This window comes from Veillonella agrestimuris, assembly GCF_943193065.1.
Classification (GTDB): domain Bacteria; phylum Bacillota; class Negativicutes; order Veillonellales; family Veillonellaceae; genus Veillonella; species Veillonella agrestimuris.
Genome location: NZ_CALPCS010000013.1, coordinates 1 through 15,937, shown reverse-complemented (window position 1 = coordinate 15,937; position 15,937 = coordinate 1). Strand labels below are relative to the sequence as shown.

16 protein-coding genes are annotated in these 15,937 nt (G+C 39.8%); 15 read left to right on the top strand and 1 reads right to left on the bottom strand.

Going from position 1 to position 15,937, the window contains the following annotated elements; genetic code table 11:
- The first annotated feature begins 36 nt into the window (after positions 1-36).
- The 5 genes from NFR29_RS06880 (at position 37) to NFR29_RS06860 (ending at position 4,012) form a co-directional block, all read left to right on the top strand.
- A complete protein-coding gene (locus NFR29_RS06880) occupies positions 37-792 on the top strand; it encodes a hypothetical protein (RefSeq protein WP_251424852.1) in 756 nt (251 codons plus the stop codon).
- 257 nt (positions 793-1,049) lie between these two features.
- Positions 1,050-1,271: a DarT ssDNA thymidine ADP-ribosyltransferase family protein gene (locus tag NFR29_RS06875; protein ID WP_251424850.1), complete on the top strand. Its 222-nt coding sequence runs from the start codon at positions 1,050-1,052 to the stop codon at positions 1,269-1,271.
- Positions 1,229-1,639 carry a DarT ssDNA thymidine ADP-ribosyltransferase family protein gene (locus tag NFR29_RS06870; protein ID WP_251424848.1) on the top strand — a complete coding sequence of 137 codons (411 nt, stop codon included), beginning with the start codon at positions 1,229-1,231 and terminating at the stop codon, positions 1,637-1,639. The genes NFR29_RS06875 and NFR29_RS06870 overlap by 43 nt, the downstream gene beginning before the upstream one ends.
- 19 nt (positions 1,640-1,658) lie before the next feature.
- On the top strand, positions 1,659-2,693 hold the full coding sequence (gene darG, locus NFR29_RS06865) for a type II toxin-antitoxin system antitoxin DNA ADP-ribosyl glycohydrolase DarG (RefSeq protein WP_251424846.1): 1,035 nt from the start codon (positions 1,659-1,661) through the stop codon (positions 2,691-2,693).
- A gap of 149 nt (positions 2,694-2,842) precedes the next feature.
- Complete coding sequence (locus tag NFR29_RS06860; protein ID WP_251424844.1) at positions 2,843-4,012, top strand: HipA domain-containing protein; 1,170 nt, start codon at positions 2,843-2,845, stop codon at positions 4,010-4,012.
- A gap of 95 nt (positions 4,013-4,107) precedes the next feature.
- On the opposite strand, the gene NFR29_RS06855 is transcribed toward NFR29_RS06860, so the two are convergent.
- A complete protein-coding gene (locus NFR29_RS06855) occupies positions 4,108-4,827 on the bottom strand; it encodes a Crp/Fnr family transcriptional regulator (protein WP_251424842.1) in 720 nt (239 codons plus the stop codon).
- A gap of 211 nt (positions 4,828-5,038) precedes the next feature.
- Here NFR29_RS06855 and hcp point away from each other — a divergent pair, with 211 nt between their 5' ends.
- From hcp to brxF, 10 genes are all read left to right on the top strand, one after another.
- Positions 5,039-6,604 carry a hydroxylamine reductase gene (gene hcp, locus NFR29_RS06850; protein ID WP_251424840.1) on the top strand — a complete coding sequence of 522 codons (1,566 nt, stop codon included), beginning with the start codon at positions 5,039-5,041 and terminating at the stop codon, positions 6,602-6,604.
- Between the two features lie 170 nt (positions 6,605-6,774).
- The gene (gene sdaAB, locus NFR29_RS06845; RefSeq protein ID WP_251424839.1) at positions 6,775-7,437 is read left to right on the top strand and encodes an L-serine ammonia-lyase, iron-sulfur-dependent subunit beta; all 663 of its coding nucleotides are present in this window, start codon (positions 6,775-6,777) and stop codon (positions 7,435-7,437) included.
- A gap of 8 nt (positions 7,438-7,445) precedes the next feature.
- The gene (sdaAA, locus tag NFR29_RS06840; RefSeq protein WP_251424931.1) at positions 7,446-8,318 is read left to right on the top strand and encodes an L-serine ammonia-lyase, iron-sulfur-dependent, subunit alpha; all 873 of its coding nucleotides are present in this window, start codon (positions 7,446-7,448) and stop codon (positions 8,316-8,318) included.
- Positions 8,319-8,432: 114 nt separating this feature from the next.
- Entirely contained in the window at positions 8,433-9,863 is a 1,431-nt protein-coding gene (locus NFR29_RS06835) for a CCA tRNA nucleotidyltransferase (protein ID WP_251424837.1), read from the top strand.
- A 1-nt stretch (position 9,864) separates the two neighbouring features.
- Complete coding sequence (locus tag NFR29_RS06830; protein WP_251424835.1) at positions 9,865-11,862, top strand: penicillin-binding protein; 1,998 nt, start codon at positions 9,865-9,867, stop codon at positions 11,860-11,862.
- Between the two features lie 26 nt (positions 11,863-11,888).
- A complete protein-coding gene (locus NFR29_RS06825) occupies positions 11,889-12,716 on the top strand; it encodes a bifunctional 5,10-methylenetetrahydrofolate dehydrogenase/5,10-methenyltetrahydrofolate cyclohydrolase (protein ID WP_251424834.1) in 828 nt (275 codons plus the stop codon).
- A complete protein-coding gene (locus tag NFR29_RS06820) occupies positions 12,709-13,050 on the top strand; it encodes a hydrogenase maturation nickel metallochaperone HypA/HybF (protein ID WP_251424832.1) in 342 nt (113 codons plus the stop codon). The genes NFR29_RS06825 and NFR29_RS06820 overlap by 8 nt, the downstream gene beginning before the upstream one ends.
- 96 nt (positions 13,051-13,146) lie before the next feature.
- The gene (hypB, locus tag NFR29_RS06815; protein ID WP_251424829.1) at positions 13,147-13,800 is read left to right on the top strand and encodes a hydrogenase nickel incorporation protein HypB; all 654 of its coding nucleotides are present in this window, start codon (positions 13,147-13,149) and stop codon (positions 13,798-13,800) included.
- Complete coding sequence (locus NFR29_RS06810; RefSeq protein WP_251424827.1) at positions 13,797-15,317, top strand: hypothetical protein; 1,521 nt, start codon at positions 13,797-13,799, stop codon at positions 15,315-15,317. The genes hypB and NFR29_RS06810 overlap by 4 nt, the downstream gene beginning before the upstream one ends.
- A 27-nt stretch (positions 15,318-15,344) precedes the next feature.
- Positions 15,345-15,809 carry a BREX-3 system P-loop-containing protein BrxF gene (brxF, locus tag NFR29_RS06805; RefSeq protein ID WP_251424825.1) on the top strand — a complete coding sequence of 155 codons (465 nt, stop codon included), beginning with the start codon at positions 15,345-15,347 and terminating at the stop codon, positions 15,807-15,809.
- Positions 15,810-15,937 lie beyond the last annotated feature (128 nt).

The window sequence follows — 15,937 nt, the reverse complement described above, 5'->3', positions numbered from 1 at the left end:
CACCTGTTATTCCGTAGAAGAAATGAGGAAATAAATATGAAACAATCCAAATGGTTCGGCTTCCTTGCTGCTGCAGTTATCACTGGCTTTGCTTCCACAGGCTATGCAGCAAGTGCACCTACTTATGATGATGTATTGATTACTAAAAACCCTAAAGTAACACCTACATTAGGTTCCGTTGTTCTTGTACCAGTAGCAAGTCCACAAACTGTGGCAGCGGTACATGATTATGTTATGGCTTGGCAACATGCTAATGAGCGTATTGCGGAAGCAAAAGCAAAAATGGAAGCTAATGAAAAATTGACGAAAGCCGATAAACAATGGCTTAACTCCATGAAAAAACACAACTATGCAGATTACTTCCGTACACATTCCTTAGGTCGTGTTCACGGTTACGAAGTAGCGATGAATTGGAACGGTGAAAACCGCAACAAAAATGAGTATAACTACTTTGATATGCCTAAATACAACGAAAAAGATGGCTTTGTAAATAGCTATGGTTTCAATGTATTGCGCGGCATGGTTGATGAAATCAACGAAGTCATTCAACACCAAAAAGAAATTGGTGGTCCTATGACTATGGAAGAAGCACAAGCCTTGGAAGACCAAATCCTAGCGATTATGGCTAAAGACCAAGAGCATGTAGCAGTAGAAGAACTGCGCCACTACATGAACGAAACAGTATGGTTCGCATCTAAACAAACAGTGAAAAATAAAGCCACTGATGAACCAGATCCAATGGTAGATCATGTAGTAGACTTGAAAAAAGCAATTAACGAACCGCAAGAGTAATTCTATTCTTTTATCTGGATAGATTATAATTGTAAAAATGGCTATAAAAACGAGCGAATTCAACGAGTAATAATACTCATTGAATTCGCTCGTTTTAGTTTTGTTTATAAACATTAAATGTATGGACGATAATTTCTTAGGAATGTTATACTGTAAATATAGATTGTTTTAAAAAGAGTTATAAATATTGAAGTACATAAGTTAGATATCTGTAATACATATCCTTAGATTAATTTTATAATAAGGGAGAGTTGTAAATGGGAGATATTAAGAATAATAAGTGTATTTGGCATTTAACTGCATTATCTAATTTAGAAAGTATTATTCAGTATGGCTTATTGTCTCGGGCATCATTAGAGCAAAAGAATCTTTGTTCGTTTGAAGATATAGCTGATCCTGAGATTATACAAAAACGTAAAGAGTTAGGATTACATGATTGTGTGCCATTTCATTTTGTACGTATACTGATTTTGATGTAGCTGTAGTACATAATGAACCTAATAAAGAATTTGTCTATTTAGGAATATATAGGAATAAGGCAGAAGAAAATAAGTTTTTAATTATACCTAAGCATCCTTTGTCAATTAGTAAGCTAGAAATATATAACTATAATGAAGGCGTTGAGATAATAGATTGGGATGCTATGGAGTATGGTTCTATAGATTATGATTCACAGGTTAGGATGGCTGAGTGTTTATCACCACATCAAGATATAGAGTTTGATGTGATTAATATAATTATAACGCCAACGGAGGCGATTAAACAAAAGGTGGAAAAATTATTAGACGGTCACTATTCAGATTTAAGGGTTTGTAGTAATCTTACATTATTTCCAATTGTAAAGTAATTTGAAAGGGGAGGATACTATGATTATGTTTGTAAATGATAATATATTTGATTCCCCTGCTGAAGTATTGGTAAATACAGTTAATTTAGATGGCTATATGGGGAAGGGTTTAGCTTATCAATTTAAGCATCGGTTCCCTGAGAATAATAAATCCTATATGGCAGCGTGTAAGAAAAAAGAAATTGGTATTGGAAAAATACATGTACATAGGGAAAATAATAAAATTATTATTAATTTCCCTACTAAAAATAGATGGAGAGAAAAATCTCGAATAGAATATATTGAGCAAGGATTAGATGATTTAAAACGGTTCATTGATGAGTATAAGGTCACATCTATTGCAATACCACCTTTAGGTAGTGGTAATGGAGGTTTAAATTGGGATGACGTTAAACAATTGATTCTTGATAAACTTAAACCAATAGAAGAAAATATTGATATTTATATTTATGAACCAGGTGTACATGGATCGACTATAATTTCGATTAAACCACAACTTTCATTATCATCGCTAGTATTAGTATATATTAAGAGGCATTTAAATAAGAAGTTACAAAATCGCTTAGTTTTGCAAAAAACAGCGTTTTTTATGGATTGCAAACTAAAGTCACCTTATTTTAGATTTAAGGCAGATAAATTTGGTCCTTACGATGATGTTATTCGCATTATTTCAACGCAGATAGCAGAATATAAGCAGTTTTTTAATATTCAGAGTACTGAAAAATTATATGATGCTATTAAATTAGAGATTATGAGTGACCGTATTCTTAGGAGATTTGCTGAGCTAAAGCCATCATTAAATAAGGCTATACATTTTATTAATGATATAAATGATAGACATATGATTGAAGCTGTTGGTACTATTATGTATATTGTACAAACTAAACAAATAGCTAACGAGCAAGATATTATAGATGGTTTTAGTGAATGGTCTGTACAAAAACGAGCGCGGTTTACAGATGATGAAATAGCGCTAGGGATTCAGTTATTAGTAGATTCAAATTATGTACAAAAAACATTAATGGGATATACGATTAATAACCAATTAAATTGAATAAGTTGTTAGATAACACTAAAAGCCTACTCTTATGTGGAGTAGGCTTTTAATCTATCTTGTAGCTGTTATATTTTAAGGCTATAATAGAATCAAGAATAGAATTTAGGTAAATAGTAACCAATTAATTGTTATAAAGGAGGTGTGATATGAAATATATATTAAAAAATAAAGACAACAATGTGTTGCTATTTTCCATTACAAAAATACAAAAAGAAATTAATACTATCACATTCAACTCATTTCAGATTAATATTGAATCTATAGAGAATGAGACCTTATTGCCTATTGATTTAACGTCTACTGCTGAGAGTTTACATGAGTGGTTATCAAAACGTAAAATACCTAATAATCGAGCATATGTAGAAGAATTGCTAGAGGCCATTTCTGATGTAGATAATCCTTACAAATATATAGATGTTAGTTATGGTCTTTCTTTGAATGATTCATATTGGATTTGCCCGTATAATGACAATATAAAATGGGAGGATATAAATTTATATCATAATAACTTTAATGAAATTGTGGCTCGCATTGCTTTTACTGGTGAACACAGTTATATTAATGGGTTAGTTACCTCTCCTGAATTTACGACGAATGGAGCCTTGAAAAAATGTTGGCATCGTTATAATGATGTGGTGTATTTATATAAAGGATCTAGTGAACGATTTGCTAATGGCGGACAAGAAGCGGTTATTGAGGTCTATGCTGCACAAGTAGCTAATCACTTAGGAATAGATCATGTGACATATGAATTAACAACATTTCATAATCAATCTGTTAGCGCTTGTAAATTATTTACCTCTGAAGATGTAGGGTATATTCCAATGGCTTCAGTAGTACAACATTTGACGAGTCGAAATGATTTGTCTCAATATGAAACTCAGTTAGAAATTGGTATGAAGTATGGTATGGAACAATTTGAGGATATGATGGTTTTCGATGCATTAATTAAAAATACTGACCGTCATCTTAATAATTTTGGATTATTAGTTAATAATAATACTAATGAGATTATACAAGCAGCACCATTATTTGATCATGGTAATTCCTTATTTTATAAAGCACTAGATTCAGATTATGAGGATTTATATCAAGTGAAAAATAATATCAGCTTTTGGGGGATGTCATTTGATACACAAGCTGAGTTGTATATTCGGAAACGACATATTCCGATGCTTACAAAGATGCAGACGTTTTCATTTAATAGAGTTCCATCTGATATTCTTGATGAATATAAAGTACGCGCATTAGAAACATATCTAAAAGAGCGCGCAACCATGTTTATAGAGATGGCTAATCGTAAAGAGGATTATTAACTAAATGACAACTAATTGAATATACAAAAAGGGGCTGTGTTACAGCCCCTTGTATTAGCTTTATGGTGTTTTAGTATTTAATTGCTCATATGTTACTAATTGAAACCATATTCCAATATGTCCTCTAATTGCAACAACGTCACTTTCCGACCTTTAATGTCAATAATGCCTTCATCTCGGAGTCGCCCTAATTCTCGGCTCAAGGAGGTGCGAGAGACGTTGAGGAACTCAGCCATTTGTTCTCTGTTGTGTGGTAATGTAATGGTTTGGTTATGTTGCGCCGTGTGTAAGTCAGTAAAGTAGGCAAAGATTTTTTCGCGCATGCCTTTTAGTGTTAAGTAGTGGACTTTTTTTGTTAGTATTAATGCTTTTTCAGATAAATCTTCTAGTAGGTTAGAAAGGATTTTCGTTTGGCATTGTTGACAGTCTGGTAATGTTTCGATAAATGTTTCCAATGGGATAAACATAATGGTGGTCGGTTTTAAAGCTTTAATGGTAGCGGGCCAAAGAGGACGTTTGCTAAAAAGTAAGGCTTCGCCGAACATGGCGGAGCTTTCAAAGGTAGCCATGATGACGCGTTGACCGAGGACGTTTTCGCGGGTCAACATAGTACTCCCTTCGAGAATGACACCGATACCTTCCATAGGGTCGCCGGAGATAGCGATAAAATCGTTTTTCTTATATTTGCGTACAATAACAGAGGCATTTCGTAAATAACTAGTTAATTCTGGGCGCCCTAGTCCTTGGAATAGAGGGCATTGTTCTAATACGCTGATATATTGATCAATTAGGGATGATGATAATAATTGTTTCATAAAAGCCTCCTGTTAAAATAATTATTTATTATGTAGCTCAGGCTACAGAAATTGTATCACGCATAGGCTATACTTTCAATGTAATCAGAAAGGTCTTATCCATGAGCGTATCTTGAAAACGGTGCCCTAAGCTAACGATAGGGTAATGCGTCGTAGGCTACGGTCGGATATATGTTTTATTATGCTGGGAAAGTCCTGCAAGGAGGAAATTATGAGTATGTTTTGTTATCAATGTGAGCAATCTGCAGCACCAGTAGGTTGTACAGTACAAGGTGTATGTGGTAAAACGGCAACAGTAGCGAATCAACAAGACGAATTAACAGCGGCTTTGGTTGGTTTGGCGCGCGCCTTAGATGTGAAAGGCCATACAAAAGAAGGCATTGCTTATTTAATGCGCGGTTTATTCATGTGCGTCACAAATGTTAATTTCTCTGAAAGCCGTATGCAAGCGTTCATCGACGAAGTAAATGCATACCATGCACAAGTGGATAGCACACAACAAAACTTTGATTGGGAACAATTGTGGAAAGGTGAAGAAGATATTGTATCTCTTCGTTCTACTTTATTGCTTGGTATGCGTGGTATGGCTGCGTATGCATGGCATGCAGCTCGTTTAGGTTTCCACGATGCTGAAGTAGATGCATGGTTCGTAAAAGGGTTAGTAGAATTTGCGAAAGACCACAGTGCTGAAGAGTGGCTTGATTTGTTGATGGAATTTGGTCATGTGAACTTGAAATGCATGGCTATTCTCGATAAAGCTAATACAGAAACGTATGGTACGCCAGTTCCTACAACAGTACCATTGACAGTTGAACCAGGTCCGTTCATCGTTGTAACAGGTCACGATTTACACGATCTTAAAATGTTGTTAGAGCAAACAGATGGTAAAGGTGTTAATATTTATACCCATGGTGAAATGTTGCCTTGTCACGCGTATCCTGAATTGAAAAAACACCCTCAATTAAAAGGTAACTTCGGTACGGCTTGGCAAAACCAACAAAATGAATTCGTTGATGTACCAGGTGCGTTCTTCTTCACGACTAACTGCATTATGCCGCCAAAAGAAAATTACCGTGCTAATATCTTCACGACTGACATGGTTGGTTTCGACGGTTGTGCGCATATCGAAGAAAAAGCAGATGGTACAAAAGATTTCACGCCAATTATTGAACGTGCTATCGAACTTGGTGGATATAAAGAAGCAAAAGTATTTACTGGCATCAACGGTGGTACAGAAGTAACGACTGGTTTCGGTCACGGCACAGTGCTTGGTATTGCTGATAAAGTGATTGATGCTGTAAAAGCTGGTGCTATTAAACATTTCTTCTTAGTAGGTGGTTGTGACGGTGCTAAAGTAGGCCGTAACTACTACACTGAATTCGTTAAACAAACTCCAGATGATACTGTAGTATTGACATTGGCTTGTGGTAAATTCCGTTTCAACGATATGAACATCGGCGAAATCGGTGGTATCCCTCGTATCCTTGATATGGGTCAATGTAACGATGCTTACTCTGCTATTCAAGTAGCTGTCGCTTTGGCGGGTGCATTTGAATGTGATGTAAACGACTTGCCATTGACATTGGTATTGTCCTGGTACGAACAAAAAGCAGTATGTATCTTGTTAACATTGTTGGCATTAGGTATCCGCAACATCTATATCGGACCATCCTTGCCTAAATTCTTCTCTTCCAATGTATTGAACATTTTAGTAGAGAAATTCCAATTACATCCTATTACAACGCCAGAAGCAGATATGAAGGCGATCTTAGGATAATAGACAGTACATATATAAGTTTCTCCTCATATCCCTAAAAGACTGCATTCACTCTTGTGGATGCAGTCTTTTTGTATCTTTCGTGGTATAATAGAGTGTTGAATAAATTAACCATATCTATACATCTTTACTCCATAAATGATGTTTAATATTATGCATCGAGGTGCTATATGAATAGTATTTTTGATATTATTGGCCCTATAATGATTGGCCCATCTAGTTCTCATACTGCTGGTGCTGCTCGATTGGGAAAAATGGCGCGCTGTATTTTTGGTGCTATGCCAAAACGCGTTGACATGACCTTATACGGGTCTTTTGCAAAAACATATAAAGGGCATGGTACAGACCGAGCTCTATTAGGGGGCTTATTGGGATTTAGAGAAGATGATGAGCGCATTCGCAATGCTCGTGTATTGGCAGAGGAAGCGCAGTTAGACTATACTTTCATTGAATCTCCCCTCGATATTGGACACCCTAATGTGGTGAAATTTGATGTCTATGGTGACAATGACCGTTATATGTCGGTGGTAGGACGGTCTCTTGGAGGCGGTCAAATTATGATTACCGAAGTAGATGGTCATGATATGTCGATTACGGGTGATGAATTTACTCTTGTTGTATTCCATTCTGACCGTCCTGGAGCTATTTCTCTCATTAGCCAAGCTTTGAGTGAGTCGGATATTAACATTGCTTCTATGCGGGTATTCAGGAAAGAAAAATATAAAGATGCGGTTATGGTGATTACTACCGATTCTGTTGTAAATCCTGTAACCGTTCAATTTATGCGCGAGTGCCCAGGCATTCAAGACGTTATGACCTTTGAAGCATTATAGGAGGTATGATGAGTTATACATATGAAACGATTGGCGATATATTGCGCCTCGCCGAAGAGCATCAGATTTCCTTCGGTGACGTAGTGATCCGCCATGAATTAGAAGCTTACGATCGTAGCGAAGAGGAAATTGTTGCTGAAATTAAACGGCGCCTCGCTATTTTTGAAAGCTCTATTCAAGATGGGTTAAATCATATAGAACGAACTCAGTCGAACATGTCTGGCGGTGATGCAGCTACTTTACATGCTGGTAAGCCTCGTTTGATGAGTGATATTGCGTACAAAGCGATGACCTATGCCATTGCGGTGAATGAAGCGAATGCTAAAATGTTCCGCATCGTAGCATGTCCGACGGCTGGTTCTTGTGGTGTTATGCCTGGTGCGGTACAAGCCGTAGCAGAGGAGTATCAACTCGATGCAGATGCGATGGTGAAAGGTTTCCTTGCTTCTTCTGGGGTAGGCAATGTAGTAGCCAACCGCGCCTGTGTAGCTGGTGCTGTTGGCGGTTGTCAAGCGGAAATCGGCACAGCTGCTTGTATGGCTGCTTCTGCTATCGTAGAAATGCTAGGGGGCACGCCATACCAAGTGGTGCAAGCCATTGCATTAGGTATGAAAAACTTGCTCGGTCTTGCGTGCGATCCTGTAGCAGGTCTCGTAGAAGTGCCTTGTGTGAAGCGGAACGGTGTGTATGCTGTGCATGCAATTACGGCTGCAGAATTAGCCCTAGCAGGTATTGAAAGCCAAATTCCTGCTGACGATGTCATCGAAGCGATGAATAATATTGGTCGGGCAATGCCAGCGGCGTTACGAGAAACGAGCGATGGGGGCCTTGCGGTGACACCTACAGGTTTGGCCATAGCAGAACGAGTACAATCGCTATAGTTTGTTGTACTAGGACTAAACGTTTTTATTTTATGTATAGTATAATAAAACATAGGCTTAACTAAGCGTGTAGTAGGCGCGTTTTGATAGATGAGTAGGAAAGGAGGCGTGACGATGGAAGGAGCTTTGCGATTATTAACTATATTGGAGAATGCCGGTTATGAAGCTTTCATTATTGGTGGCGCTGTTCGAGATGTACTGATGGGCGTAGAGCCTCATGATTTTGACATTGTTACGTCTGCTCGTCCAGAACAAGTGGTTCAAGTATTAGACCAGTACGGTATCGATACACCTGGTGTTGTAGGTAAGTCCTTTGGCGTTGTGGTGGCTATCCTCGATGGGGCACACTATGAAATTGCTACCTATCGCAAAGAGCGTTATGGAATTGATAGTCATAGACCAGAAGAGATTACTTATGCAGATACATTAGAAGAAGATGTGTTGCGCCGCGATTTTACCGTTAATGGGATGGCTATGAACCGATACCAAGAAGTTATTGACCTCGTAGGAGGGCGAAAGGACTTAAAGAATAAAGTGCTCCGCACTATCGGTAATCCAGTGGAACGGTTTCAAGAAGATGCACTCCGCCTATTTAGAGCTTGTCGTTTTGTGGCGAAGCTAGATTTCTTGCCTCATCAGGATTTGTTAGCGGCTATGCCGAAAGCATTTCATCGAGTGAAAGGTTTATCACTAGAGCGTGTGCGCAATGAAATTGATCGTCTCATGATGGAACCGGCAGTAGCTAAAGGGCTCGATATACTCGTTCAATCTCGATTAGCCGAATGTTCGTGCCGCGTTGTAGACCATGGAACAGTGCGAGAATTACCGATATTACCGGAGCTCTACCATTTGGTGGATTTACCTCAAGAGAAGGCATTTCATGAGTTTGATGGATGGTATCATACATTGGCGGTAGTGTCTCATACGGAACCAGATCTGTTGTTGCGGTGGGGGGCTTTATTGCATGATGTAGCAAAAGGTATGCCTGGCATACGAGCCATCATTGATGGTCGCATTACGGACCGCGGGCACGATGTATTAGGAGCTGAAATGGCACAGGAATTATTGACTCGTCTCGGTTATCCAAAAACATTTGTGCGCCGCGTATCGTGGATTGTGAAAAATCATATGCGCTTTCATTTTTTCGTGCAGCATGGAGAGGCCGATGAGAAGAAGTGGGTTCGCAAAGAAGCGCGAAGCGGTGAGTTTAGAGATAGTCAAATCATGCGAGAAGCGTGGTTACAATTGGGCCATGTGTGTGCCGCCGATGTATTAGGTTGCGGCAAGCCTTATGCTGCTACGGATGGGACCTTGGCGTTTGCAGAGTGTATGGCAGATTTGAGTCTATTAATACCTGTTCATACGAAAGATTTGAATTACGATAATCGTATTTTTACTGTAGCCGGTAATCGTATTGCAGAAGGCTTGCAGTATTTATTGCAACAAGTACAAAATGGAGTTTTGAAGAATGAACCAGATGTGCTAGTACAAGCGTTGTCCAATAAATTTCAACGCCCTATAGCACCAAAAGAGGAAGTTCAATAAGATGAAACAAGGTTTCTTTGCAAAATGGAAACAAAAGTTAATACGCCGTAATACCTTTGGCAGTAAAAATGCTCGCATTGAATTGTTTGCTTGGATTTTATTGTTATCTGCTGTAGGCATTGTCGGTAAATTAGGGATGATTCAAATCGTCCAAGGGGCGGAGCGGCAAGCGCAGAACTTGAGCCAAGTTCAAGAGAATCGAAAACTTCAATCGCCGCGCGGTACTATTTATGATCGCCATGGTCGTCCTTTGGCTATGAGTGTAGTGACGAAGTCTCTCTACGCGGATCCGAAGATGATTAAACAAACGCCTGAGGACATTGCTCGTATCATTGCTCCTTATGTGGAGATGAAAGAAGAGGACATCGCAAAAGCTCTCAAAGAAGATACGGCTTTCGTTTGGATTAATCGCATGATGGATGCTGATAAATCGAAGGCTTTAGAGCAAGCTATAGAGGAACATCAAATTGTAGGTCTCAACTTCGTGGAAGAGTCTAAGCGCTACTATCCTAATGGCAATTTGGCGGCGCAAGTTCTTGGCTTTGTAGGAACGGATGACAAAGGCTTAGGGGGCCTTGAAATGGTTCTCGACGAAGAATTAAAAGGGGGCGTTCAAATGGAGCTCGTTGCTACTGATGGCAATGGGTACGCTATTTTTGGCTCCGTCCTTTCTAAATATTTACCTGATAAAGGGAAAAGTGTAACCCTCACCATCGATGAGAACGTACAGTTCATCGCGGAACGGGCCCTTGATAAAGCCATGGACGATACAGGTGCTACGAATGCTAGCGTTATCGTTATGGACCCGATGACAGGTGAAATTTTAGCTATGGCTAATCGTCCGACCTATGATCCTAATTTCTATGACAAAGGGACAGAAGCGGAGTTTAAAAATATTGCCGTTACGAATTTATACGAACCAGGGTCTACTTTTAAACCGCTCATTGCGTCGGCTGCCTTGGCATCTGGCAAATGGAGTTTAAATCAAGTCTATAATGATACTGGTTCCTTTATGGCGAATGGTCATGTGATACGGAACTGGAATGGTGAAGGTTATGGCCCTGTTAGGCTCATCGATATTTTAAAATATTCCATCAATACGGGAATGGCGGAAATTGGTAATGCCACAGGGGCAGAAACGCTTTCAAAATATATGGATGCCTACGGATTTGGTCACGCTACGGGTATTGAATTGCCTGGCGAAGGGGATGGTATTTTATATGACAATCCAGCTGACATGAGCCGCCTTGATATTGCGACTATGTCTATCGGTCAAGGTATTGCAGTAACGCCACTCCAAATGGTGCGTGCCTTTGGTGCTGTTGCTAACGGTGGCATTATGATGAAACCACACATCATTAAGTCCTACAACAACGACAAAGGGGAAGTTGTGAAAACGACGGAACCTGAAAAAGTCGGTCAACCGGTTCCCCCAGAAATTGCTAAAGAAATCGTAGAGATTTTGGAAAAAGAAGTATCCGAAGGGGGCGGAGCGAAAGCCATGGTAGAAGGCTATCGCTTTGGCGGTAAAACAGGGACGGCGGAAAAACTAGATACCAAAAATGGCGGTTATTTAGCGGGCCGTTATATTGCGTCTTTTATTGGTTTTGGTCCTGTAGAACAACCACGATTTGTTGTTCTTGTCACTATCGATGATCCAGGGAAGGGTTCAATTTACGGTGGTCAAATTGCGGCTCCTGTATTTAAAGATATTGTCTCTCAATTGGTACGGTATTACCAAATTTCACCATATGTAAAAGACGATGTACCAGTGGTGCCAGTTCAAACATTATCCTTACCACCGGTTAATACGAATGCTTCTGGGCAAGTGGTAGTGCCGAACTTCGCAGGTTTTACCTTTGGGGAAGTGCGTGATTGGCTCCATAAAGCAGGTTTATCTTTTAAACCAGAAGGGACGGGGCGAGCTATTTCCCAAGATGAAGAACCAGGGTCCGCAGTCGACAAAGGTACTGCTGTGACCGTATATTTCACTCATTAATTAGTTATGACGAGAAAGGTAAAGATATGATAGAATTGCGTGGTAAAGCTGTAGCTGATGCTCATAAAGCTAGATTGCAAGAAAAAGTAGCAGCCATCGGAAGTGATGTTATTACTATGGCGGTGCTTCTAGTCGGCAATGATCACGGAGCGATGATGTACGCTGATTTTATGGAGAAAACAGCGAAAAATTTTGGTTATCGCTTTGTGCGCACCCAATTGTCTGAGACAGCGACCCATGACGAAGTATATGCGGCTTTAATGGAGCTCAACGATGACGACTCTATTCATGGTATTTTGCCACTCATGCCAATGCCAGAACAAGTCGATACAGAAAAGCTCATTGACGCTCTCAATCCTAAAAAAGATATTGATGGATTGACGACTTACAATATCGGTCTCGTAACGGCTAGTAAAGGTGGTTTTGCACCGTGTACAGCGAAGGCTTGCATGGCGATTCTCGACTATTATGACATTCCTGTGGAAGGGAAACACGTCGTTGTTGTGGGTCGCAGTCAAGTAATCGGTAAACCGGTAGCGTTGATGGCTCTTGAGCGGAATGCAACCGTATCAATTTGCCATTCTCGGACCGCTGATTTAGCGCATCACGTTCGCCAAGGTGATATTGTTATCGCCGCTGCTGGTCGTGCCCATATGATTACGGCCGACATGGTGAAAGCTGGTGCTGTCGTTATTGACGTAGGCATTAATGAATTAGATGGAAAAACTGTAGGTGATGTCGATTATGAAGCGGTTAGCCAAGTAGCTAGCGCTATTACACCTGTACCAGGTGGAGTAGGTTCTGTGACGACTACGATGATGCTAGCCGCCGTATATGAGGCTTACCATGCATGAGATGTCTATCGCTGAAGGGATTCTCGATATTTCCTTAGATACGATGCATCAACATAAGGCTACCGTTATTCACTCGGTACAACTTGACTTAGGTCTCATGAGCGGTGTCGAGCCAGATGCGCTTCTCTTTTGTTGGGATGCGGTTACGCAAGGCTCTCCTGCAGAAGGGTCTACACTAGACATTCGCAGAATTCCTATTACTGGACAATGTTTAGATTGCAACACCGTATTTGATGTGAAAGATCGAACTTTCATATGTCCTAGTTGTGAAAGTAATATAATCAATACTATCGGGGGCCGGGAATTGCAGGTTACGTCTATCGATATTGATTAATTGTATATATTAATTTGGTGTTAATTAAGCTTATATAAATTACCCCCCTTGATTCAGCCTGACATGAACACAGTATCTATATAAATTGAGGTTATTATGCAAGTAGAAGTTAAAACGAATGTGCTCGCTAAAAATGATGCCATTGCCGATACATTGCGACAACGATTCGAAGAAAAAAATATATTCGTCTTTAATTTGATGGGCTCCCCTGGGGCCGGTAAGACATCGTTGTTAGAGGCAACGTTACAAGACTTATCAAAAGATTACAACATTGCCGTCATTGAAGGTGATTTATTTACGAACCAAGATGCAGAACGCATTCATGCCCTAGGCGTGCCAGTTATCCAAATCAACACTGTAGGGGGCTGTCATTTAGATGCGCATATGATCGAAGATGCCTTAGAAGAATTAGACTTAGATGCATTGGACATGATCATAATAGAAAATGTAGGGAATTTAGTGTGCCCTGCGGAATTTGAAATTGGTGAGGCTATGAAGGTTACTGTTTTATCCGTCACTGAAGGAGAAGATAAACCATTGAAATATCCTCTTATTTTTAAAGAATCAAAAGCAGTGCTATTGAATAAAATAGACTTGCTCCCGTATGTGCCTTTTAACAGAGAGCAAGCCCTCAAAGATATTAACAATTTAAATCCTACAGGGGCTGTCTTTGAAGTGAGCTGTACTGCAAAAGACGGTTTAGCACCATGGCTCGCATGGGTACGAGAACAAATGGAGAATAGACGATGAAAGATAGAGTATCACGACTTGCCTTAGCAGCTGTCGTCCTCGCTGCTATGTCGACGACGAGCTATGCTGCTAGCGGGGCGACGAATGAGTTTTCCCTGGAGCGATTGCTTAACGATAGCCAAGCAATTGCCTCTATTACAAGTGAGACTTCTGCTAAAAGTGATGAGAATAAGGTTGATGATAATGGTAGTTCTGAAATAGCTGATCACATTGATGTATCTGAGCGTGACGAATCAGCAGGAATTCGTACGACAGACGGAGATGATGACTTTGACGACCTACCGAATATTGTTATAGTAGACCCTAGTGAAGAACCGGTGCGATCTAAAAAAGGCTGGTTAGCGGAACAGTTGGCTATTACTGCTTTTGGGGATTCTTTGCAATACTGGCAAGCAGCACAAGAAAATAGCGGTTCTATGCCTGTAGATTCGCGTAATAATTTGGCAGAAATTGGGCGCAGTTATACATCGAATGACCTACCGGCATTAGGGGCGTTAGATGATTTCTTAATTTTCGCAAAGAAAGTCCAACGTATCGAAGATAGCCCTATCGTCTATGCCCTTGGGGATGTATTTGATTCTGCTAGAGAAACAGAATTTACCAGAAAGACTGTAAAAGGTGTATTTACTACTTATCATGGAGATAACACGGATATTACTGTTTATACTGGTCCTGATCAATCTAGATTGGATAATAATCAATTGCGTGGACAAGGGGCAACTTATCTTTACCCAACAGGAACGATTACTAATATTCACACTACCGATAAAGGTTATCTCACTGTTCGCGATATTGGTATTGGCAATTCGCGCATGGAATTGATTTTCGCCTATGGTAGCCCAAATGCTATGTGGCGCGACGCGAAAAATGAATCATATATCTTTTTATATGAAGGCCATGCTGAAAAAGAATGGGCCCAAAAAGAGGGGTTCAACTCTGCCGTAGCGAATACTAATAGTAATAGCCAATCTGGCAATACTATTACAAGAGGCAAAGGGTATATTGCTTTCACCATCAAAAATAATACTATCGAAGCTATCGATTTTATTGATGGTCAAGTGTGGACCCGTTTTGGATTGCCGAAAGCTGCTATGTATGATTTCAGAGCAGGCCAAATGACTGATGATGATTTCGTCCTTCGTGGGCTTCGTTTAAACGAGAAATTTGTTAATGATGCCAATAGCGAATGGCGTACACAGGGGATGTTATTTGGGTCTAGTTTCATTGGCTATAATGAATACGGCGTTAGCGTAGACCATGCGAGTCTCATCAATCGCGTGTTGCTTAATATTTATACGCCAACTCGTCGTGGCATTGCATTAGGAGATACGAAGTATTTGCTCCTCTTTGTATACGGCATGCCGACGCGTATTGTAGAATCTACTACTGATATGGGGACTGCTACCGTATACGAGTACAAACATCCAAGATCGAACAATACCTATTTACAGTTCGCTCTAGATGATAAAAACCAATATATCAAGTCCGTTATGTTATCTGATAGACCAGTTAAATAGGCTGATTTCAGCAAGGAGGAAGAGGATATGGTTACTGTACAAGATGTGAGAGAACGTTGGGCAGAAATTCAAAATGATGATGATCGCATACTGTTTATCGTAGGCGGTCCTGGTTCTGGTAAAAGCGCTATTATACGTGAATTGTCGGAGCAAAAAGGCTGGAAATACTTGGAAGCGAAACAGCTCATTGAAGAGGAAATTTTATTAGTCCCTCGCGATGATAGACCTGAATTAGCAGAAGAAGTTATTCGCCGCGCTTTGACCCGTAGTGATACCGAAGTCGTTTTATTAGATGGCATCAATGTATTATTTGCACCAATTCTAAATTTAGAACCTCTAGATATTTTGAAGACAATCAGTAAAACCTATCCTATTGTCGTTGGTTGGCGAGGCCATTTAGAAGGTAATCAACTTTATTTAGAACACAATAACAATCCAAAACATGCTGTTGTAACTATTGCTAATCCAAGACACGTATTGGTGATTGATTAGTGGTAGATTGTTGATTGGGATTCTTATTCATAAGAAACAGAATATGATGTTAAAAGGTTCTATAATAAATGTTGGGGTGTCACCATCAAGGTGGCACAACCAACATTATTTTTTTGCAAAAAAAATAA